The organism is Mycobacterium florentinum, from assembly GCF_010730355.1.
Taxonomy (GTDB): Bacteria; Actinomycetota; Actinomycetes; order Mycobacteriales; family Mycobacteriaceae; genus Mycobacterium; species Mycobacterium florentinum.
In genome coordinates, this window is record NZ_AP022576.1 from 2172351 (window position 1) to 2193159 (window position 20809).

The window sequence follows — 20809 nt, forward strand, 5'->3', positions numbered from 1 at the left end:
TCATCCCAAAGATGCTCGTGGACAAAGGCTTTGCGGCCTCCCGGGGGCGAAATCGGCGATACCGATCAGGTCGTTCCCCCGCCCGCCGGTTCGATTTTGGAACTCTTGGCCTTCGCGGCCTTGCGCAACGTGCGGTTCGTCGAGCGCAGATCGGTGTTCGTCGCGGACAGTTCCGCATTGTCGTCTTCGAGGTTGAGGATGCGTGCGATGCCGGCCAGATTGACGCCGGCGTCGACCAGCGCGCTGATGCGCCGTAGCCGGGCCAAGTCATCGGCACTGTAGCGCCGGGTCCCGCCCTCGCTTCTCGACGGCGTGAGAAGGCCGTGCTGCTCGTAGAGGCGCAGCGACTGTACCGGGACACCGGAAAGCTCGGCGGCGACGGAGATTCCGTACACACCACGGTCAGACGCCGGCGCGCCGGCCCAGTCCGGGGCATCGGCCATTGAGTACCTCCCCGCTCGTTCGTACAGAAAATCTATTTATCACACTTGCATCGAAATTTCGATGGTGTTATATAAAACCTATGCCTATCAACATAGATAATACCGATAGGCGATAACAGATTGGAGTGAACGATGGCTGCAATGCTGATGCGTACCGACCCCTTCCGTGAGCTGGACCGCTTCGCCCAGCAGGTACTGGGTACGGCCGCCCGTCCCGCGGTGATGCCGATGGACGCCTGGCGCGAGGACGAAGAATTCGTTGTCGAGTTCGACCTGCCGGGCATCGACGCCGACTCGCTGGATATCGACATCGAACGCAATGTGGTGACGGTGCGGGCCGAGCGTCCGGCCGTTGACCCCAACCGGGAGATGCTGGCCACCGAGCGGCCACGCGGAGTGTTCAGCAGACAGCTGGTGCTCGGCGAAAACCTCGACACCGACGGGATCGAGGCTTCCTACACCCAGGGCGTGCTGCGCCTGCGCATTCCGGTGGCGGAAAAGGCCAAGCCGCGCAAGATCAGCGTCGGCCGTGGCGAGCGACACCAGGCCATCGATGACCGCGACGCAAAGCGTGAGGTCATCGACGCCTAGTCGATTGACGAGCGGCGGCGGCCGCAGTGCGCGCACTCAACAGCCGCCGCCCACCGCTGCTAACCGACCAGCGCCGACTGTTATGACATGATCTGGAACGCCCTCGGCGTTGAGCAGTCAGCGCCATTGATACCGACGCCGTGGTTTCGCGATTTCGCGCTCGTTCACCCCCTATATTCGGAGGTGCGCGCGTGGCGCGGTCGGTCGTGTCCGGTGACCTGAACCCAAGGAGACGTGTTCCGCGATGAGTTGGGACCTCAACGGCCAATCGGCCGACGTCGAACAAGCCCTGGCCGGCGGTGCGCCACAACGAGCAGGCTGGTTCCGGTTCTACTTTTCCGAACAACGCTGGGAGTGGTCCGAACAGGTACAACGATTGCACGGCTACGAGCCCGGCACCGTCACCCCGACCACCGAACTGGTGCTGTCGCACAAACATCCCGACGACCGTGGGCAGGTCGCGGCGACCATCGATCAGATGCTGGACACTTACCAGTCATTCAGCACCCGCCATCGGATCATTGACACCCGCGGACAGGTGCGTCACGTCGTGGTCGTCGGTGACCAGCTTCGCGACGACCAGGGCGCCGTGATCGGAACACACGGGTTTTACGTCGACGTTTCCCCGCCGCCCGATCAGGTGCGCGAAGACCTCGTCACCGCGAAGCTGGCCGAGATCGCCGAGCAGCGCGCCGGCATCGAGCAAGCCAAAGGCATGTTGATGCTCGTCTACGGCATCGACGCAGACGCGGCCTTTGACCTGCTCAAGTGGCTATCTCAGGAAGCCAACGTCAAGCTGCGGCTGCTGGCCGAAAGAATTTGCGATGAATTCCGGCGTTTCGGCCCGGGCTTCGCCTCGCAATCCGAATTCGACCACCTACTGCTAACCGCGCATCAGCGCGTCGCTGATCGGAAATCCTAAGGGCCGAAAGAGCCTCGGCTCTTGAGATTGTTACTTTTTGCTCGGAATAACGATGACGACGATCAGCGTAAGGATGGAGAAGAACAGCCCGAGAATCCCCCATCCCAGCGGATTGCGGCCTTTCATCGCGGCAATGAGGCCGCACACGATCGCGGCGATGATGCTTCCGATGAAGACGAAAATTCCCTTGATCCCACGCAGAATAAACCCTGCCGCAACGGGATCCGAACTAGCCAGAATGACCGAGTGCAACATGCCAGTCCCTTTCTTTGCGAGAAGTTGTTACGGAATACCCTCGCAAAGCCCCACCAAACAAACGGTTAAGGCTGCTTAGAGTTCGCCGGAGAAATCGGCGGTGATCCAGCGGTCGGGCCGGATGGTGAAGAGCACGCTTTCCTGCCCCTCGATGCTGCTGACGAACGCCCGCCCACCCTCCTCGCCGAGGTAGCGGATCGCGATCTCTTCGCGCACGTCGAGCGGGGTCGGCTTGGTGGTCTCGACCACGGTGCCCTCGACGACCACATATTGATACGGCGGCTCTTCGCGCTGGACGACCAGCGTCACCACGCCGGCCCGCTCGATGAGCTTGGCCTTGCGAGACGACGCGCCGGTGTTGACCCGGATGTTTCCGCCCGGCTCGTAGTCGTACCAAATCGGGACACTGGCCGGCGGACGGCCGTCGTCGGCGGCGACCGACAACACACTGACGTGCAGTGCTGCGAGGAACTCTTCACGCTGGGGGATGTTGAAAGCAGTCATGGCCAAATTGAACACACCAGCCCCGTCCGGCTATTCCCTCACGACAACGGGTGGGCTCCCCTTGCCCGCCCGGTCAGGTGCCCGCGATCCAGGCTTGTTCCTGGCCGGGCTCGGGTAGGACGCGCCCGCCTTCGACGGCGAAACTGGCTGGGCTGCTTTCGAAAACCACCAAAACCTGTTCGGCGGGCACACCCGCTATCCGGGTGACGGCGGAGGCGATTTCGGTGGCAAGCCGGGTGACCTCGGTCTTAGGGTGGCCCTCGCGTATCCAGCCGCTGACCAGGACCGGGCTGGCCGGCGCACCGTCGGTGTAGAGGTTGTCCCCGGACAATTCGTGAAAAGCCACATTCACATAAGTACTGGGCACGTGATTGATCTGTGAATGGATGGTCGCGATCTCACGCGCGAGCGCCGCCTTGATCGAGCGAGGCAACGTTGATTCGGTGGTTGTGCAGGTATAGATCGGCATACTTGATCTTTGGACGAGCGCCGGCGGTTGTCGATGTTTCGCCGACAATCCTGCGGCTCATCCGGTGTACTCCGAAACAACGGCAAGACGTGCTGGTGACACGTAACGAGTGGTCGCAAACTCCTACGGTGTCAGTTGGTGAACAACGCGGGAATCTTCACCACCAGCTCGTAGAGGCCATAGACGAATGGCACCCCCACCCACAACCAGCTGGCCAGACCCAGCAGCTTGCCGCGTGGCGATGTCGTCTCGATCGATTGCGCGGTCATTGCCCAGCCTCTCCGGAGATCACGCTCGCCGGCTTTCGCGTATCCACCCCTGCCACAACGAAGCTGGGCGGCCGCGGAGTACGAATCAGCTCATTGCAGACCACGCCGATCAGCAACAGGATCACCATGATCGTGAATGACCATCGATAGCGCTCGGGGCCTACCACATGGGCCGCAATGCGATTGTCGGCAATCGCGTTGACGATCACCGGTCCGAGCACGCCCGCGGTCGACCAGGCGGTCAGCAACCTGCCGTGGATCGCGCCGACTTCGAGGTAGCCGAAGAGGTCACGCAGGTAGGCCGGCGCCGTCGCGAAACCCGCGCCGTAGAACGACAACAGCAGGATGCACACCACCAGGAACAGCGGCTTGCTCGTGTTTTGCGCGACGATCAAGACGCCGTACAGCATCGCCCCGACACCGAGATAGAGCCGGTACATGTTCTTGCGGCCGACCGCATCCGAGGCCGTGGACCAGAGTATGCGTCCCAATGAGTTTGCCAGCGACAGCATCGCGACGAATCCCGCCGCGGCCGCCGTCAGCGCAGCGGGAGAAGTCGCATGAGGAAAGTAATCCCGGTAGATGGGTGCCGCCCGCTCCAGGATCCCTATTCCCGCAGTGACGTTGAAGCACAACACAATCCACAGCAGCCAGAACTGGGGCGTCTTGATCGCCTCGTTGGCGGTGCGATCCGGCCCCGCGGCGTGCGGCATCTTAGACGCGGCGACCCTGACAATGGGTGGTTCCCATTCGTGCGGTGGCACTCGGACCAGCAGGACGCCCACCGACATCAGCACGGCGTACGCCACACCCATGACCAAGAACGTCTCCGCCAGTCCGTGCCGATCGGTGCCGAACCATTTCATCAACTGCGACGACCATGGAGAGGCGATGAGCGCACCGCCGCCAAATCCCATGATGGCGAAGCCGGTCGCCATGCCCGGCTTGTCGGGGAACCATTTCATCAGGGTGGAAACCGGTGAGATGTAACCGATTCCGAGGCCGATCCCACCGAGGACGCCATAGCCGAGGATGATCAGCCACATCTGGCCGATCTCGGCCGCCGCCGCCGCGACGAGCAAACCGCCGCAAAAGCAGGTGGTCGCCACGAACATCGCCCACCGGGGGCCTCGCCTTTCGACCGCCGTGCCGAAGACGGCTGCCGACACGCCCAGCATGACAATGCCCAGCGTGAACGGCATGGCACTCAAAAGCCCCGATGCTCTTAGCGATTCATGCAACGGAAGCTTGAAAACGCTCCAGGAGTACACGCTGCCGATCGCCAGATGTATCGAGAGCGCGGCAGGTGGAACGAGCCACCTACTCCATCCTGGGCCGGCAACGATTCGATCACGCGACAACACCCCAGCAGACTCCATTGTCCTCTTTTCACAGCGGGCTCCGCGCGCATCAGAACGCCCGGTGGTTTCCTGTCAGTAGCCAATTGGTAAGCAAGACAGAAACATCCCGGAGCATCTTGACGACGCTTTCGTGGAGCGACTGCCGATCCTTCTCGGCGAGTCCACCCGATGTTAGCGATCCAGGTCACACCATGAAGTCGAGGAAGTGTGATGAAAACGCTTCTAGTCAACGAAACTAACGAGTTGCCCGGCCCATCAAGAGCGGGTGGACGATGCGCGGCATTCCGCGCCACACGGCTTCCTCGGCGTCGACAGCAAATCCGCACGCGCGCATCAACTCCGCGGTCGGGCGGTTGCAGCAGCATCCGCCGGCGAAGGCGCGCCAGGGGCGGAACAGGTAGTCCTGCCACGCCGCAAGCAACCGTGAATTCGCCCGCACGTGTTCGACGAACAGCAACTGCCCGCCGGGGCGCAACACGCGAGCGATCTCGCGCAGCGCGCGTTCGGGATCCTCGACGGTGCACAGGACAAGTGTTGAGACGACGGTGTCCACGGACTCATCGGTCAGTGGTAAACACTCCGCGGGCGCGTTGACGATCCGCGCCGGACGGGCATGTCGCCGCAAGCGACGGGCGAGCTTGCGGCGCATTGCGGGCTCCGGCTCCATCAGCACGAGGTCATCGATGCCGTCGGAGTAGTGTGCGATGTTCAGCCCGGTTCCGGCACCGATCTCGACGACGCGTCCCCGCGCGCTACTCACCACCGTGCGTCGCCGGCGGCGCATGCCTGCCAGTTCGCCGAGCCACACGAACGGGTCGTACACCAACGCCATGATCCGCAGCCACGCCGCGGACGGCGGTCGCACTGCTAGTTCTATTTCGCTCGCGGTCTCAGTCATGGGCGCAAACGTAGACGGGGCCACGGGGCGCGCGCATCGCCCAAGGCGGCCATCTTTTGCCGATGGCCCGTTTCGGCTAGCTCAGAGGAGCCCGAGACGCGCGGCCTCGGCAACGGCGGCCGTGCGCGAGGTGCGCCCGAGCTTGCGGCGGATGTTCGCGACATGACGATGCACTGTGTGCGGGCTCAGCACCAGGTGCTCGGCAATCTCGCGATCGTTCAGACCGCGCGCGAGGCAGCCGAGAATCTCCCGTTCGCGCGCGGAGAGTAGGACCGGCTCCGGCTTGCTCGCGTGCTGCGGCAACGGCGACGGAGGTCCCAACGCCTCACGGCATGCGCGCGCAACGGAATCCACATCGCCGTGCCACGGGAAGTGGGCGCTCCCGGGCAGCGAGATCAGCGTGGCGCCGGGGATCGCGGCCGCGACCTCGCGCCCGAGCCGGTGCGGCACGGCGCGGTCGTCGCGACGATGCACGACCAGCGTTTCAGCGCTTACGTCAGCAAGGTACGCCCGTACGTCGAGGCGATAGACGAGACCCAACAATGCGGCGGCGGCCTCGGCGGTCGCGGCTTCGCGCTGCAACCGCGCAAAGCGTTGGTGCTCCGCGGATTCGGCCGCACCGAGGAACATATTGCTGAGCAGACGGGAGCCGAGTCCCCAATGCGCGCGGACCGCCGCGACGATCGCGTCGCCCACTTCCGGTGCGGTGATCGCCGAGCCGTCGGCGTACGACCCGTACAAGACCAACCGGTCGACGCGCTCGGGATACGTTGCGGCAAAGGCGATTGCGGTGCAGCTCCCGCAGGATCCGCCCAACAGCGATACGCGCTCGTAACCGAGTTCGTCCAGGAGCGCGCGCAGCATCGCCACTTCGCCGTCCAGGGTCAGGTCCGAATCTCGCACCGTGCGGTCAGACATGCCGACGCCGAGCCGGTCGTAGCGAACCATGGTGTATCCGCCGGCGACGCCTTCCCAGAATCGCCGGAAGCCGGCACCCTCCCAGTCGAGTTCGAGATGGCTCACCCACCACGCCGGAGCCACCAGCGGTGGGCCGTCCCCGCGGACGTCGAACGCCACGCGGCGGTCGCCAACGCGCAGGAACCGGATCTCGGACTTTGCCAGCATCGCAACGAGCGTACGACGTTCTGGCCGGCGAAAGAACCGTTATCGAAAGGCTAGAGCAACCCGAGGAGTTGCAGGTCCGTGACGTATTTGACGATGATCGGCGCGGACACATGCGGGATGTCGTTGTCGGCCCCGATTTTGGCTTCCTGCACCGCGGCGCGGAATCGGTCGGTCGGCGCGGCGGACCCACGAGTGGGCACCGCAGGACGCACCTGCCGGAGGTCGCGAGACTGCAAGATCTGCAGCACCGTGTGCTTTCGCTGTCGATCGGGCAGCGCCCGCAGGCCGGTCTCAAACCGCTGCAACCATTCGTCGAAATCGTCGATGCGCTCGATGGCGTAGCCGGCCTCGATCAACCAGTCGACGTACGTGTCGAGCCCGATCCCGTCATCGTGCGGGTTCATCACGTGATAGGTCTGGAACCCGTCGACCATCTGGGCTCCTAAGGTGGCGATCGACTCGGCGACGAATTCGACGGGCAGCCCATCGAAATGGGCCCGCTGCCGGTTCCCATTGGCATCGCGCTGGTAGAACGAACCGGGCGCAATGCCGGTGGCCACCACGCTGAGGACCATCCGCGTGACCACGTCCGAGACGTTGAGCTGGCCGACAAAACTCGTGTCGGCCAAGATCATGCCACTGCGGAACACCGAAACCGGAAGCCCGCACAAGTCGTTGGCCTCCCGCAGCAGCACCTCACCGGCCCATTTGCTATTGGCATAACCGTTGACGGAACTGCCGTCGTTGAGTCGAGTCTTGCTGATGACCCGGATGTCGGCGGCCTCGGTGAACAACGACGGCTCAATCGGGTCGCCCACGTTGGCCGTGGACACGTAGCCGTAGGGCTTCAGTCTTGTGGTCAGCGCCAACCGAATTAGTTCGGCGGTACCCGCGACATTGGGGCCGAACAGCTCACTGTAGGGCAGCACACCGCTGACCACCGCGGCCGAATCGACTATCAAATCGACCGAGTCGGCTAGTTGCCGCCAGGTCCGTTCGTCGAGGCCCAGGCTGGCTAGGGCCTTATCCCCCGCGATGACCCGCAGATGGTCGGCGGCCAATTCCTGGAAGTGCGCCATCAGTCGCGGGTCGCCGCTATCGAAGATCTGCTCCAGCCGACGCTGAGCGTCTTCGTCGGTCTTGCCCCGGACCAGACAGATCAACGTGCCGTCGACCAGTTCGAGCTGCTCGAGCCATTGCAGCACCAGGTAGCGCCCGAGGAAGCCCGTCGCACCGGTCAATAAGACCGTCCGCACCTGCGCACTCGGGCCCGGCAGCGCGGCGGCCGCCGAAAGCGTTGCGGCGTCGATGAATTTGTCCAGGGTGAGATCGGCGGCGTTGACCTCGGTGGGTTCGGCACCGTGCACCGTCACATAGCGCGGATCCAGGGTGTGGCGATCCACCTGCTGGCTCAGCGCGCTCACCGATGGCCCGTCGAAGAGGATGCGCACGGTGAGGTGTGTGTCGAGGGCTTTGTTGATCGCGGCGATCAGGCGCATCGCCGAAATGCTGTCCCCGCCGAGGTCGAAGAAGGAGTCGTCAACCCCGACCCGCTCGAGACCGAGTGTCTGGGCGTAGATGTCGGCCAGCGATTCCTCGACCGCGTTACTCGGGGCGCGGTACTCGCTTTCCCGGTATCGCGGTGCCGGCAAGGCGCGGGTGTCGAGTTTGCCGTTGACCGTCAACGGCAGCGCGTCGACGACGACGATCGCGGCCGGCAGCATGTAGGCCGGCAACCGCTTGGCCAGCGCGGTGCGCGCACCGGCGATGTCGACCGCCCCGGCCGCCGCTTCTATGATGTAGCCCACCAGACGCTTGTCACCGGGGCGGTCCTCGCGCACGATTACCACCGCCTGATCCACGCCAGCCAAACCGCTTAGCGCAGCTTGGATTTCGCCCAACTCGATGCGGTACCCGCGGATCTTGACCTGCTCGTCGGCCCGGCCCAGGTAGCGCAGCTGGCCGTCGGAACCCCAACACACCAAATCCCCGGTGCGATACATCCGCACCCCAGAAGCGAACGGACAGGCGACAAACCGCGCCGCCGTCAACCCCGCCCGGCGCAGATAGCCCAACCCCACACCGCGGCCGGCCACATACAACTCACCGACCACCCCGGGTGGGACCGGCCGCAACCACGCGTCGAGCACGAACAACGCCGCGCCCGGTATCGGCACCCCGATGGGCACCACCCCGGCCCCGGCCTGCAGCGGCACACTGACCGTCACACACAGCGTGGTCTCGGTCGGCCCGTAGGCGTTGGTCATCACCCGCCCCGGCGCCCAACGATCCACCAATTCGACCGCGCACGGCTCCGCGGCCACCACCAAAGCCGCCGACTCCAAACCTTCCAGCGACAACGCCGATACCGCAGACGGGGTTTGATGCAGGACGGTGACTTGCTCGTCAATCAGCAAGGCCTGGAAGTCTTCTGGGAAGGCGGCCACCGACTCGGGGACGATCAGGAGCCGACTGCCATGAAGCAATGCACCCCAGATCTCTTCCACCGAAGCGTCGAACGCATAGGAGTACCACTGCGACCACACCTGCCCCGGACCCGACGGCAGACCGACATGCAACGGCTTCAACAGTTGAGTCACGTTGTGGTGAGTGGTCGCTACTCCTTTGGGCACACCCGTGGTGCCCGAGGTGTACACGATGTGGGCGACGTCATCGGCAGCGGGCACCGGCAGCGCCGCAGTGGAGTGCGTGGCGATAACGGGATCGTCGACATCAATCACCACCAGCCCGTGGCCATCAAACCGCGAAGCCAGTTCAGCGGTGCTGATCGCCGCGATCGGCGCAGCATCAGCGAGCATGAAGTCGATGCGCGAATCGGGCACCGCGGAGTCGATCGGTAGGTAGGCCGCCCCAGACTTCAGCACAGCCAAAATAGCCACGATCGCCTCGGGAGAGCGTGAAAACATCAGCGCCACACACTGACCCGGACCCGCACCCCGACCAACCAGCAAGTGCGCCAATCGATTAGACGCCTCGTCGAGCTCTCGATAGGTCATCGAGCGGCCCGCGCAGCTGATCGCCAACAACTCGGGCGTGCGAACCGCCTGTGCGGCAAACAATTCCGGAATCGACTCCCCGACCTCCGGCCGGGTCAACACCGCGCGGTTGCCCCAGTCGTCCAACCGCGCGATCTCACGTCCGTCGAGGAGGTCGATCGACGATAACCGCCGCAACGGATCGGCCGTCATGGCCACCAACAGCCGCTCCAACCGATCGGCAAGTGCCCCAACGCTTTCCGCATCAAAAACATCGGTGCGGAATTCCACCGACCCACCGATCCCGGCGGGTGCACCGTCCTCGGTCCAGCGTTCGGCCAGCGAAAACGCCAGGTCCATGCGGGCGCTCTGGGTATTTGCCTGCATCGGGATGATCTGTAGATCGCCCAAGGCCAGCCCCGCGGTGGGGTCGGTGCCCCATCCGGGCAGGTTCTGCCACACCAACCCGACCTGGACCAGCGGGTGACGGCTCATGGACCGGATCGGGTTGAGCCGCTCGACGAGCATCTCAAACGGCACGTCTTGATGTTCGAGAGCGTCCAGACTGCGAGCCCGAACCTGGGTCAATAGGTCAGCGACGGTGGGATCCCCGGCCACTTCGACGCGCAGCACCAGCGTGTTGACGAAAAAGCCCACCAACTCGTCCAGCGCGGGATCATTACGACCGGCGATCGGAAAGCCCACCGCCACATCCGAACTCGCGCTCATCTTCGACAGCAATACCGCGAGCGCCGCCTGGACCACCATGAAACTGGTCGCGTTGTGCTCGCGGGCCACCGCCCGTACTCGCTGCTGCAACTCCGACGGCCACTGGACCGTAACGCTCGACCCATGGAGATCGGCGACCGGCGGATAAGGCCGGTCGGTGGGCAGTGACAGCTGCTCGGGCATCCCCGCCAGTGCGTCCTGCCAATAGGCCAGCTGCGCGGAGATGGGGCTGTCGCTGTCGTCGAGATCCCCGAACTGGGTGTGCTGCCACAGCGTGTAGTCGGCGTATTGCACCGGCAACGCGGCCCAACCGGGCGCCTGCCCCGCACACCGACTGGCATAGGCCACGCTCAGATCACCCACCAGCGGGTTCACCGACCAGCCGTCGGCGGCGATATGGTGCGCCACGGCGACAAGGACGTGTTCATCATCGGTGACCATGAAAAGCTTTGCCCGCAACGGGATCTCAGTCGCCAAGTCGAACGTGTGCCGCGCGGCTGAGTCCACCTCATTGCTCAACCGGGCCGGTGACCACCCGTCGGCATCGACCACAGCCCAGCCGAAGTCCGCTCGCTCGGGTGCCAGCACCTCCTGGTACGGCACACCGTCACGATGCGGGAATACGGTGCGCAGCGATTCGTGCCGAGCCACCACATCGGCCAGCGCCGCGCCCAACGCATCGACATCGAGCCGCCCACGCAGCCGCAACGCCACCGCCATGTTGTACACCGGCGACGGCCCTGCAACTGGCCAAGAAACCACAACCGACTCTGGCCAAACGACAACGGAATCACCGCGGGCCGCTCGCCGGCCACCAACGGCGCCCGACCGCCCGCATGCACGCGAACCCGAGGCGCCAATTCCGAAATCGTTGGGGTGCCGAACAGGGTGCGCACGGCGAGGTGGGTGTCGAAAGTTTTGTTGATCGCCGCGATCAAGCGCATGGCCGATAGGGAGTCGCCGCCGAGGTCGAAGAAGGAGTCGTCGATGCCGACGCGTTCGACGCCGAGTACTTGGGCGTAGATCCCGGCCAGGATTTCCTCGACCGCGTCGCTGGGGGCGCGGTAGTGGTCGACGTCGGAGTATTCCGGGGAGGGCAGCGCGCGGGTGTCGAGCTTGCCGTTGACCGTCAACGGCAGCGCATCCATCACGACGACCGCGACCGGCACCATATACGACGGCAGCCGCTGGGCCAGCTGGGCGCGGATCTCGGCCGGGTCCGCGGCCCCGGTCACATACCCGACCAGACGCTTATCACCCGGACGGTCCTCACGGGCGATCACCACCGCCTGATCCACGTGATCCAAACCGCTTAGCGCTGCCTGGATCTCACCAAGTTCGATGCGATACCCGCGGATCTTGACCTGCTCGTCGGCCCGCCCCACATACCGCAGCTGCCCATCGGCACCCCAGGACACCAAATCCCCGGTCCGATACATCCGCGCCCCGGGCCCACCGAACGGACACGCCACAAACCGCGACGCCGTCAAATCCGGGCGCCCGACATAGCCGCCGGCCACCCCGGCACCGGCCACATACAACTCCCCGACCACCCCGGGCGCCACCGGGCGCAACCAGCCGTCCAGCACGAAGAACGCCAAATGCGCCAACGGCACCCCGATCGGGCTGGTGTTGCTGTCCACATCGGCGTCCACGATCTCGCGGAACGACGCATGCACCGTCGTCTCGGTGATGCCATACATGTTGATCATCCGCGGCAATCCCGGATGATTGTGCAACCACGTCTGCAGCCGTTGCGGCTCCAACGCCTCCCCACCGAAGACCACGGTCTGCAACTTGAGCTGCTGACCCAGCTCGGGCTGCAGCGCGTCGGCGGCCTGCAGCGCGTAGAACGCCGAAGGCGTCTGGCTCAGCACGCTGACCTGTTCGCTGACCAGCAACGCATGCAGGTCTTCCGGCGAGCGGACCACGGCGTCGGGCACCACGACCACCCGGCCGCCGTGCAGCAGCGCACCCCAGATCTCCCACACCGAATAGTCAAACGCCAACGAATGACACTGCGTCCACACCTGCCCCAGTTCCATCTCGGCGTCCAACGACTCCAACAACTGGGTCACATTGCGGTGCGTGACCGCCACACCCTTGGGCTTACCCGTGGTGCCCGAGGTGTAGATGATGTAGGCAACGTGATCGGCCGCGGGTATCGGCAATGCGGTGTTCGGTGCGGCGCCGATCGCCGGGTCCTCGACATCGAGGACCGCCACATCAGCGCCCTCCAGCCGCGCGCGCAGGTCCGCGGTGGTCAGGGCGGCGATGGGCGCGGAGTCCGACAGCATGAACTCCATCCGCGCCCCCGGATGCGCGGGATCCATCGGCAAATACGCCGCCCCCGTCTTCAGCACCGCCAGCAACGAGACGATCGCTTCGGCAGATCGGTTGAGCAGCACCGCCACCCGCTCACCCGGACCCGCCCCGCACCCGGATAGCACGTGCGCCAACCGGTTTGCGGCCTCGTCGAGTTCGCGGTAGGTCCACGACCCGTCTCCGCTGTTGACCGCCACGGCCTCCGGGGCGCGCGCGACCTGCGCGGCGAACAGTTCCGGAATCGACACCGGGGCGCTGGCGGGCAGCGTCAACACCTCCCGGTTGCCCCACTCCTGCAACCGCGCATGCTCATCACCATCAAGCAAATCAATCGACGACAACCGACGCGACGCATCAGTCGTCATCAACACCAACACCCGCCGCAACCGCTCCACCAACGAGTCCACGGTCGCGACATCGAACACGTCGGTGCGGAATTCCACCGCCCCGCCGATCCCGGCCGGCGTGCCGTCTTCGGTCCAGCGTTCGGCGAGTGAAAAGGTCAGGTCCATGCGCGCGGTGTGAGTGTCCAGCGGCATCGGGGTGATCTGCAGATCACCCAGAGCCATCCCCGCGTCGGGGTCGTGATGCTGCCCGGGCAGGTTCTGCCACGCCAACCCGACCTGAATCAGCGGGTGACGGCTGAGGGATCGAACGGGATTGAGCCGCTCCACCAACAACTCGAACGGGACGTCCTGATGCTCATAGGCGGCCAGGCTGCGCTGACGTACCTGGTCCAACACCTCAGCGACGGTGGGATCCCCGGCCACTTCGACGCGCAGCACCAGCGTGTTGACGAAAAAGCCCACCAACTCGTCAAGAGCGGGATCATTACGACCGGCGATCGGAAAGCCCACCGCCACATCCGAACTCGCGCTCATCTTCGACAGCAATACCGCGAGCGCCGCCTGGACCACCATGAAACTGGTCGCGTTGTGCTCGCGGGCCACCGCCCGTACTCGCTGCTGCAACTCCGACGGCCACTCGACGGTCACGCTCGAGCCACGGAGATCGGCGACCGGCGGATAAGGCCGGTCGGTGGGCAGTGACAGCTGCTCGGGCATCCCCGCCAGTGCGTCCTGCCAATAGGCCAGCTGCGCGGAGATGGGGCTGTCGCTGTCGTCGAGATCCCCGAACTGGGTGTGCTGCCACAGCGTGTAGTCGGCGTATTGCACCGGCAACGCGGCCCAACCGGGCGCCTGCCCCGCACACCGACTGGCATAGGCCACGCTCAGATCACCCACCAGCGGGTTCACCGACCAGCCGTCGGCGGCGATATGGTGCGCCACGGCGACAAGGACGTGTTCATCATCGGTGACCATGAAAGCTTTGCCCGCAACGGGATCTCAGTCGCCAAGTCGAACGTGTGCCGCGCGGCTGAGTCCACCTCATTGCTCAACCGGGCCGGTGACCACCCGTCGGCATCGACCACAGCCCAGCCGAAGTCCGCTCGCTCGGGTGCCAGCACCTCCTGGTACGGCACACCGTCACGATGCGGGAATACGGTGCGCAGCGATTCGTGCCGAGCCACCACATCGGCCAGCGCCGCGCCCAACGCATCGACATCGAGCCGCCCACGCAGCCGCAACGCCACCGCCATGTTGTACACCGGCGACGGCCCCTGCAACTGGCCAAGAAACCACAACCGACTCTGGCCAAACGACAACGGAATCACCGCGGGCCGCTCGCCGGCCACCAACGGCGCCCGACCGCCCGCATGCACGCGAACCCGAGGCGCCAATTCCGAAATCGTTGGGGTGCCGAACAGGGTGCGCACGGCGAGGTGGGTGTCGAAAGTTTTGTTGATCGCCGCGATCAAGCGCATGGCCGATAGGAGTCGCCGCCGAGGTCGAAGAAGGAGTCGTCGATGCCGACGCGTTCGACGCCGAGTACTTGGGCGTAGATCCCGGCCAAGATTTCCTCGACCGCGTCGCTGGGGGCGCGGTAGTGGTCGACGTCGGAGTATTCCGGGAGGGCAGCGCGCGGGTGTCGAGCTTGCCGTTGACCGTCAACGGCAGCGCATCCATCACGACGACCGCGACCGGCACCATATACGACGGCAGCCGCTGGGCCAGCTGGGCGCGGATCTCGGCCGGGTCCGCGGCCCCGGTCACATACCCGACCAGACGCTTATCACCCGGGCGGTCCTCACGGGCGATCACCACCGCCTGATCCACGTGATCCAAACCGCTTAGCGCTGCCTGGATCTCACCAAGTTCGATGCGATACCCGCGGATCTTGACCTGCTCGTCGGCCCGCCCCACATACCGCAGCTGCCCATCGGCACCCCAGGACACCAAATCCCCGGTCCGATACATCCGCGCCCCGGGCCCACCGAACGGACACGCCACAAACCGCGACGCCGTCAAATCCGCCCGGCGCACATACCCCATGCCCACACCACGACCGGCCACATACAACTCCCCGACCACACCAACCGGTACCGGCCGCAACCAGGCGTCCAATACAAACAACGCCGCACCCGAAACCGGCGCACCGATCGGCACCACCCCGGTTCCCGCCTCGAGTGGCTCGCTGATCGCGACGTCCACCGTGGTCTCGGTCGGACCGTAAGCGTTGATCATTATCCGACCCGGCGCCCACCGGTCCACCAGCTCGGGCGGACATGCTTCACCGCCCACCACCAGCGCCGCAGACTCCAAACCTTCGAGAGACAGCGCCGCCAAAGCAGAAGGGGTCTGGCTCAGGACACTGACTTGCTCGGCAATCAGCAAGGCGCGCAGGTCATCCTGGGCGCCGACCACCGACTCCGGCAGCACCACGAGCCGCCCCCCATGCAACAACGCACCCCAGATTTCCCGGACTGAGGCATCGAATGCATAAGAATGCCACTGCGTCGATACCTTCGCCGAACTCGGCGTTGTCAGGGCGGCATCCAGTCCCTGCATCAATTGGGTGACGTTATGGTGAGTGACCGCAACCCCTTTGGGGACACCTGTCGTTCCCGAGGTGTAAATAATATGGGCCAGGTCATCGGCGGCCGGCATCGCCGGCGCATAGCTGGGTTGGGCATCAACAACCGGGTCATTGACATCAATCACCGGCAGTTGGTGCCCGTCGAGCCGCGTTCGCAGTTCGGCAGCGCTCAACGCGGCGATCGGACGCGCATCACCAATCATGAACTCAATGCGCGCATCCGGTACCGCAGGATCAAGTGGCAAATATGCCGCCCCCGACTTCAGTACCGCCAAAATCGCGACAATCGCCTCGGCCGACCGCGGCAGCAGCACCGCAACACACTCGCCGCGGCCAGCACCCGCAGCAATTAACAAGTGCGCCAGCCGATTAGCGGCTTGGTCTAACTCGCGGTATGTCAGCGACCGGCCCGCACAGGTTACCGCCACCGCTTCCGAACTGCGAGACACCTGAGCAGCGAACAACTCCGGAAGCGACACCCCGACGACCGGCGCAGTCAACACCGCCCGATTACCCAACACATCCAACCGAGCGCGCTCGCCGATATCAAGCAGATCCATCGACGACAACCGCCGCGACGAATCGGCCGTCATCGCCACCAGCACCCGCTTCAAACGATCAGCAAGAACCCCAACGCTTTCCGCATCGAAAACATCGGAGTCGTATTCGAGGCGCAGCAATAGTTCGGGGCCGGGCGTCGCTTGCAGAGTCAGTGGGTAGTGAGTGGATTCACGAGTAGTGAACTCCGTGATAGCGAGCTCGCCGAGTTCCACCGACGCCGCGGCGTCGATCGGGTAGTTCTCGTAAACGAAGAGGGTGTCAAACAACTGGTGGTGGCCGGTGACGCGATGGATCTCGGTCAGCGCCAAGTGTTCATGGTCCAGCGTGCGCTGGTAAGCATTGTGCAGTTCGTCGAGTAGACCCGCGATTGTGGTCTGCGCGGTGACGCGTGCCCGCACCGGTACCGTGTTGATCAACAGTCCGACCATCGATTCGATCCCGGCGACGTCGGCTGTGCGCCCCGAGACCGCGGCGCCGAACACCACGTCATGCTGTCCGGTCAGCCCCATCAGCAGCTGCGCCCAGCCGGCGCGCAAGACGGTATTGACGGTGGTGTGGTGCGTCCGGGCCAGCTGATCGAGAGCCCGAGTGATCGGCACGGACAACCGGAACGATTGCGCGCCTTGCTGTCCCAGCCGGTGCGTATGCGAGGCGCCCACCAACGTCGGCGTGTCGAATCCGGTCAGCGCCTCCGCCCAGACCGCGCGGGCGGAATCGAGATCCTGATCGGCCAGCCAGGTTACGAATCTGCGGTAGGGCACGGCCGCGGGCAGGTGCTGTTCGTTATAGACGGCAAAGATCTCGTGCAGCAGGATCGGCAGTGACGAGCCATCGAGCACGACGTGGTGGTTGGTGAGGACGAACCGGTACCGGTCAACGGCGGTTCGGACCAGCGCCGCCCGGAACACCGGCGGGTCGGCCAGCTCGCAGACCCCGGCACGTTCGCCGGCACACAACCGCTGGAGCTGCTCGTCGACATCGACCTGGTCGGCGCCGAGATCGACGTAGCGCCACGGCACCGCGGCGTCGGCCGGGATGATCTGCACGGGTGGATCGATCTCCGTGGAGAAGCGGGCGGCCAGATTGGGATGGCGGTTGACCACGGCTTGCACCGCCTCGCACAACCGCTGCGGATCAAGCGGGCCGGCGATGCCGATGCTCAGCTGAATCGCGTACGGATCGACATCGTTGCCGTGCGCGGCCGTGGCGTGGAAGAGCAGTCCCTGCTGTAGCGGAGTCAACGGCAAGACATCGGCAACGGGATACTGCCGCTCGAGTTCGCCGATCTGCTGCTGGGTAAGACGCGCGGGGACGACATCCGATGGGCTCAGGCCGCCGCCCCCGCGGCGCACGTGCGCGCAGATACCGGCCAGGGCCTCAAACCACAACTCGCTCAACCTGTTTGCCTGGTCATGGTCGACCACGGAGGGCGCCCAGGTCCACTGGGCCTGCAGCTGTGGACCCGCCTCAGTGACGAGTGTGCCGGCGTTGAGGGCCACGGTGTGGGTCAGCGGCATCGGCACTGCGGTCGCGACAGCGGTGGCCGACAAGCCGTTGGGGTCGGGCAGCCAGACATCGCCGGTCAGCTCGGACGTGCCGCCCAGCCGCCCCAGGTAGTTGAACAGGAGCGCCGGGTCGGAATCCCCCAGATTCACCTCGGTGTTCGCGTATCGCAACAGCCCATAAGTGATGCCCTCGGGGAGCGCTCGCAGCTGTTCTTTGGCGTCTTTGATCGCCACCCCCAGCGCCGCCTCGCCGGCGACTACCTGTTCCCAGTTCAGCCCGCCAACGCTCAGCGCCACAGGGTACTTGGCGGTAAACCACCCCACCGTGCGCGATAGGTCCACCGTGGAGCTCAGCTCCTCGTGGCGCCCGTGACCTTCCACGTCAATCGCTATCGGCGACTTGGCGTTACCCAGCAACTGCGCAATCGCCAGCCCGAACGCGATCAACAAAACGTCTTGCACGCCGGCATGAAACGCCGCGGGCACCTCGCTGAGCAGCATGCGGGTCGTCTCGGCGTCCAGCACCACGGACAAGTGTCCTGCGCCGGCATAGGTATCCGCATCGCTGTGCACCGCAGGCAATGCCGGCGGGATCGCCGCCACTTCCTGCCAGACCTGCTCGTGGGCAACGACTTCCGGGCGGTAGGCGTATTCGGTTAGCAATGACGACCACTTGACAAACGACGTGCCGCCCGCCGGCAACGCGATAGGCTGCCCGCCGCGGTGCAGAGACCATGCAATGTTGATGTCTTCCAACAAGATTCGCCAGGAAACCCCATCGACGGCCAGGTGGTGAACAATCAACACCAGCTGACCGGTGGTAGCGACCCAGAGCGCGCTGAGCATGACGCCGGCATCCGGATTCAGCCGTGCCCGCGCCTCGACCAGCGCTTCATCGGACAACACGTCCACCGATCGCACGCACCCGCCGGCGTCCACCGAGCCCGGATCGGGCACCCACAGCGACCATCCGCCGGCGCCATCGTCGTCCACGTGCAGCCGCAGCATGTCGTGCCGATCCAGCAGGGCCTGCAGGACGGCCACCACATCGGCCTCGCCCACGCCGGCGGGAGCCTGCACCACCATGGTCTGGTTGAACTGATCGACCGGACCCTCAATGCTGTGCAGCCACCGCATGATTGGGGTCGCGACGACCTCACCCACACCCACATCGGCCACGAAGTCGTCGGTGGACACCGTGGCAGCCCGGGCCAGCCGGGCCACGGTCTGCTCGACGAAGATGTCACGCGCACGGCACATCACGCCGGCGGCCCGCGCCCGCGCCACAACCTGCAACGACATAATGCTGTCGCCGCCCAAGTCGAAGAACGAGTCGTCGATCCCGACCCGCGGTAGCCCCAGAACTTGGGCATAGATGCCTGCCAGAATCTGTTCGACCCCGTCGGCAGGGGCGCGGTATTTCCCGGCGGCGTATTCGGGCGCCGGGAGGGCACTGATGTCGAGCTTGCCGTTGTCCGTTAGCGGCAGCGCGTCAATGGTCACGATCGCCGACGGGACCAGGTAGGCGGGCAGCCGATCGCCGAGCCGGGTGCGGATCCGGGCGGGGTCGGCGGTGCCGGTGATATATCCGACCAGGCGCTTGTCACCGGCGCGGTCCTCGCGAGCGATCACCACCGCCGCAGCGACGCCATCCAGTGCGGCCAGGGCGGCCTGCACTTCGCCGGGTTCGATGCGGTGGCCACGGATTTTGACCTGCGCATCGCCACGTCCGAGGTAACGCAGTTGCCCATCGGGGCCCCAGGACACCCGGTCGCCCGTGCGATACATCCGTGTCCCGGGGCCGCCGTAGGGGTTGGCGACGAAGCGTTCCGCGGTCAGGTCGACCCGGCCCACGTAACCGTGCGCCAGCGCGGGCCCGCTCAAATAGAGCTCGCCGACCACCCCGACGGGAGCCGGGTTCAGGCGCGCATCGAGCACCAGCGCGCGCACCCCCGGAATGGGAGCACCAATGCCGATCGGCTGCCCCGGCCGAAGCGGCGTACTGCACGTGGCCCAGATGGTGACCTCGGTGGGGCCGTAGGCATTGAACATCTGCCGGCCCGGCACCCAGGCCGTGGCCAGGCCCTCCGGGCAGGCTTCCCCGGTGGTGATCAGGGTTTGCGCGCCGGCTAACCGGGCGCGATCCAGCGACGAGAGCACCGTCGGGGTCAGTACCGCGACATCTATCCGCTGGTCGTACAGCAACGCCGTCAACGCCTCTCCGGCGGAGGCTTCCGGTGGCGCCACCACCAAGGTCGCTCCTGCACCCACCGCCAGCAACAGCTCGCCGACGGACACATCGAAGGTTGGCGAGGCCACCATCAGCACCCGCGCAGCGGGGGTCAGTCCGAACGCACGGTGGTGGTCGGCCACCCCGAGCAAACCGGCGTGGCTGACCGCCACCCCTTTGGGGACGCCGGTGGATCCGGACGTGAAGATCACATGGGCGGTGTTGTCCGCCCGTAACGGGGCCAGCCGGTCGGCGTCGGTGATGGGGTCCGCGGACCGCCCGGACACGTCCAGACCGTCGACGGACACCACCGGACGCGACCCGGCACCGGCCAGGGTGTCGCGGCCACGGGTCAGCACACACACCGCCGCCACCGTGTCCAGCACCGTTGCTATGCGCTCAACCGGATGGGCCGGATCTACCGGCACATACGCCGCACCAGCCTTGAGCACCGCCCACCAAGCCACAACCAGTTCCAGGCAGCGGTCCATCGCCACGCCCACCGCGCACTCCGGGCCGACCCCGGCCTCGATCAGCACCCGCGCCAACCGCGTGGACCGCTCGTCAAGCTCGCGATAGGAGACGCTCCGGGAACCGTCGATCACCGCCACCACATCGGGACCGGCCGCAACCGCCGCGGCCAACAGCTGCGGCACCACCCCAACCGGTGCGGTCACCTCAGCGCCGGA

General features: G+C 65.4%; 11 protein-coding genes and 3 pseudogenes. 2 read left to right on the forward strand and 12 right to left on the reverse strand.

The genetic code is table 11. From position 1 onward, the window contains the following. Nucleotides 1-65 precede the first annotated feature (65 nt). A complete protein-coding gene (locus tag G6N55_RS10180) occupies nt 66-443 on the reverse strand; it encodes a MerR family transcriptional regulator (protein ID WP_085224034.1) in 378 nt (125 codons plus the stop codon). A gap of 141 nt (nt 444-584) precedes the next feature. On the opposite strand from G6N55_RS10180, the gene G6N55_RS10185 reads away from it, so the two are divergent. Next, nucleotides 585-1034: an Hsp20/alpha crystallin family protein gene (locus G6N55_RS10185; protein ID WP_085224032.1), complete on the forward strand. Its 450-nt coding sequence runs from the start codon at nt 585-587 to the stop codon at nt 1032-1034. A 244-nt stretch (nt 1035-1278) separates the two neighbouring features. Next, nucleotides 1279-1956 carry a PAS and ANTAR domain-containing protein gene (locus G6N55_RS10190; protein WP_085224030.1) on the forward strand — a complete coding sequence of 226 codons (678 nt, stop codon included), beginning with the start codon at nt 1279-1281 and terminating at the stop codon, nt 1954-1956. 30 nt (nt 1957-1986) lie between these two features. On the opposite strand, the gene G6N55_RS10195 is transcribed toward G6N55_RS10190, so the two are convergent. From G6N55_RS10195 to G6N55_RS30330, 11 genes and pseudogenes are all read right to left on the reverse strand, one after another. Next, nucleotides 1987-2211: a deoxyribodipyrimidine photolyase gene (locus G6N55_RS10195; RefSeq protein WP_085224028.1), complete on the reverse strand. Its 225-nt coding sequence runs from the start codon at nt 2209-2211 to the stop codon at nt 1987-1989. A gap of 75 nt (nt 2212-2286) precedes the next feature. Beyond that, nucleotides 2287-2715 (reverse strand): pyridoxamine 5'-phosphate oxidase family protein, encoded by a 429-nt coding sequence (locus tag G6N55_RS10200; protein WP_085224043.1) that lies wholly within the window; start codon nt 2713-2715, stop codon nt 2287-2289. 73 nt (nt 2716-2788) lie between these two features. Next, nucleotides 2789-3184 carry a tautomerase family protein gene (locus G6N55_RS10205; RefSeq protein WP_085224027.1) on the reverse strand — a complete coding sequence of 132 codons (396 nt, stop codon included), beginning with the start codon at nt 3182-3184 and terminating at the stop codon, nt 2789-2791. Nucleotides 3185-3315: 131 nt separating this feature from the next. Further along, nucleotides 3316-3453: an MFS transporter small subunit gene (locus G6N55_RS29365; protein WP_169718507.1), complete on the reverse strand. Its 138-nt coding sequence runs from the start codon at nt 3451-3453 to the stop codon at nt 3316-3318. Next, entirely contained in the window at nt 3450-4832 is a 1383-nt protein-coding gene (locus G6N55_RS10210) for an OFA family MFS transporter (RefSeq protein ID WP_085224025.1), read from the reverse strand. Before G6N55_RS10210 ends, G6N55_RS29365 begins: the two co-directional genes overlap by 4 nt. Before the next feature lie 217 nt (nt 4833-5049). Then, nucleotides 5050-5712: a class I SAM-dependent methyltransferase gene (locus G6N55_RS10215; protein WP_085224023.1), complete on the reverse strand. Its 663-nt coding sequence runs from the start codon at nt 5710-5712 to the stop codon at nt 5050-5052. A gap of 81 nt (nt 5713-5793) precedes the next feature. Further along, the gene (locus G6N55_RS10220) at nt 5794-6837 is read right to left on the reverse strand and encodes an alpha/beta fold hydrolase (RefSeq protein WP_085224021.1); all 1044 of its coding nucleotides are present in this window, start codon (nt 6835-6837) and stop codon (nt 5794-5796) included. Between the two features lie 50 nt (nt 6838-6887). Next, nucleotides 6888-8261, reverse strand: a complete 1374-nt coding sequence (locus G6N55_RS30445; protein ID WP_456299225.1) for a thioester reductase domain-containing protein — start codon at nt 8259-8261, stop codon at nt 6888-6890. Then, nucleotides 8238-13252: pseudogene (locus tag G6N55_RS30325) on the reverse strand (amino acid adenylation domain-containing protein); the annotation flags it as partial. The pseudogene G6N55_RS30325 and the gene G6N55_RS30445, both read right to left, overlap by 24 nt. Further along, nucleotides 13244-14664, reverse strand: a pseudogene (locus G6N55_RS30450) (condensation domain-containing protein); the annotation flags it as partial. The pseudogenes G6N55_RS30325 and G6N55_RS30450, both read right to left, overlap by 9 nt. Beyond that, nucleotides 14653-20776, reverse strand: a pseudogene (locus tag G6N55_RS30330) (amino acid adenylation domain-containing protein); the annotation flags it as partial. The pseudogenes G6N55_RS30330 and G6N55_RS30450, both read right to left, overlap by 12 nt. Nucleotides 20777-20809: the final 33 nt, after the last annotated feature.

What these genes read in the sequence shown, in the direction of transcription:
- G6N55_RS10185 (WP_085224032.1), top strand. Translation starts at nt 585, where the DNA reads ATGCTGATGCGTACCGACCCCTTCCGTGAGCTGGACCGCTTCGCCCAG.
- G6N55_RS10210 (WP_085224025.1), bottom strand. Translation starts at nt 4,832, where the DNA reads ATGGAGTCTGCTGGGGTGTTGTCGCGTGATCGAATCGTTGCCGGCCCA.
- G6N55_RS10215 (WP_085224023.1), bottom strand. Translation starts at nt 5,712, where the DNA reads ATGACTGAGACCGCGAGCGAAATAGAACTAGCAGTGCGACCGCCGTCC.
- G6N55_RS29365 (WP_169718507.1), bottom strand. Translation starts at nt 3,453, where the DNA reads ATGACCGCGCAATCGATCGAGACGACATCGCCACGCGGCAAGCTGCTG.
- G6N55_RS10220 (WP_085224021.1), bottom strand. Translation starts at nt 6,837, where the DNA reads ATGCTGGCAAAGTCCGAGATCCGGTTCCTGCGCGTTGGCGACCGCCGC.
- G6N55_RS10195 (WP_085224028.1), bottom strand. Translation starts at nt 2,211, where the DNA reads ATGTTGCACTCGGTCATTCTGGCTAGTTCGGATCCCGTTGCGGCAGGG.
- G6N55_RS10200 (WP_085224043.1), bottom strand. Translation starts at nt 2,715, where the DNA reads ATGACTGCTTTCAACATCCCCCAGCGTGAAGAGTTCCTCGCAGCACTG.
- G6N55_RS10180 (WP_085224034.1), bottom strand. Translation starts at nt 443, where the DNA reads ATGGCCGATGCCCCGGACTGGGCCGGCGCGCCGGCGTCTGACCGTGGT.
- G6N55_RS10190 (WP_085224030.1), top strand. Translation starts at nt 1,279, where the DNA reads ATGAGTTGGGACCTCAACGGCCAATCGGCCGACGTCGAACAAGCCCTG.
- G6N55_RS10205 (WP_085224027.1), bottom strand. Translation starts at nt 3,184, where the DNA reads ATGCCGATCTATACCTGCACAACCACCGAATCAACGTTGCCTCGCTCG.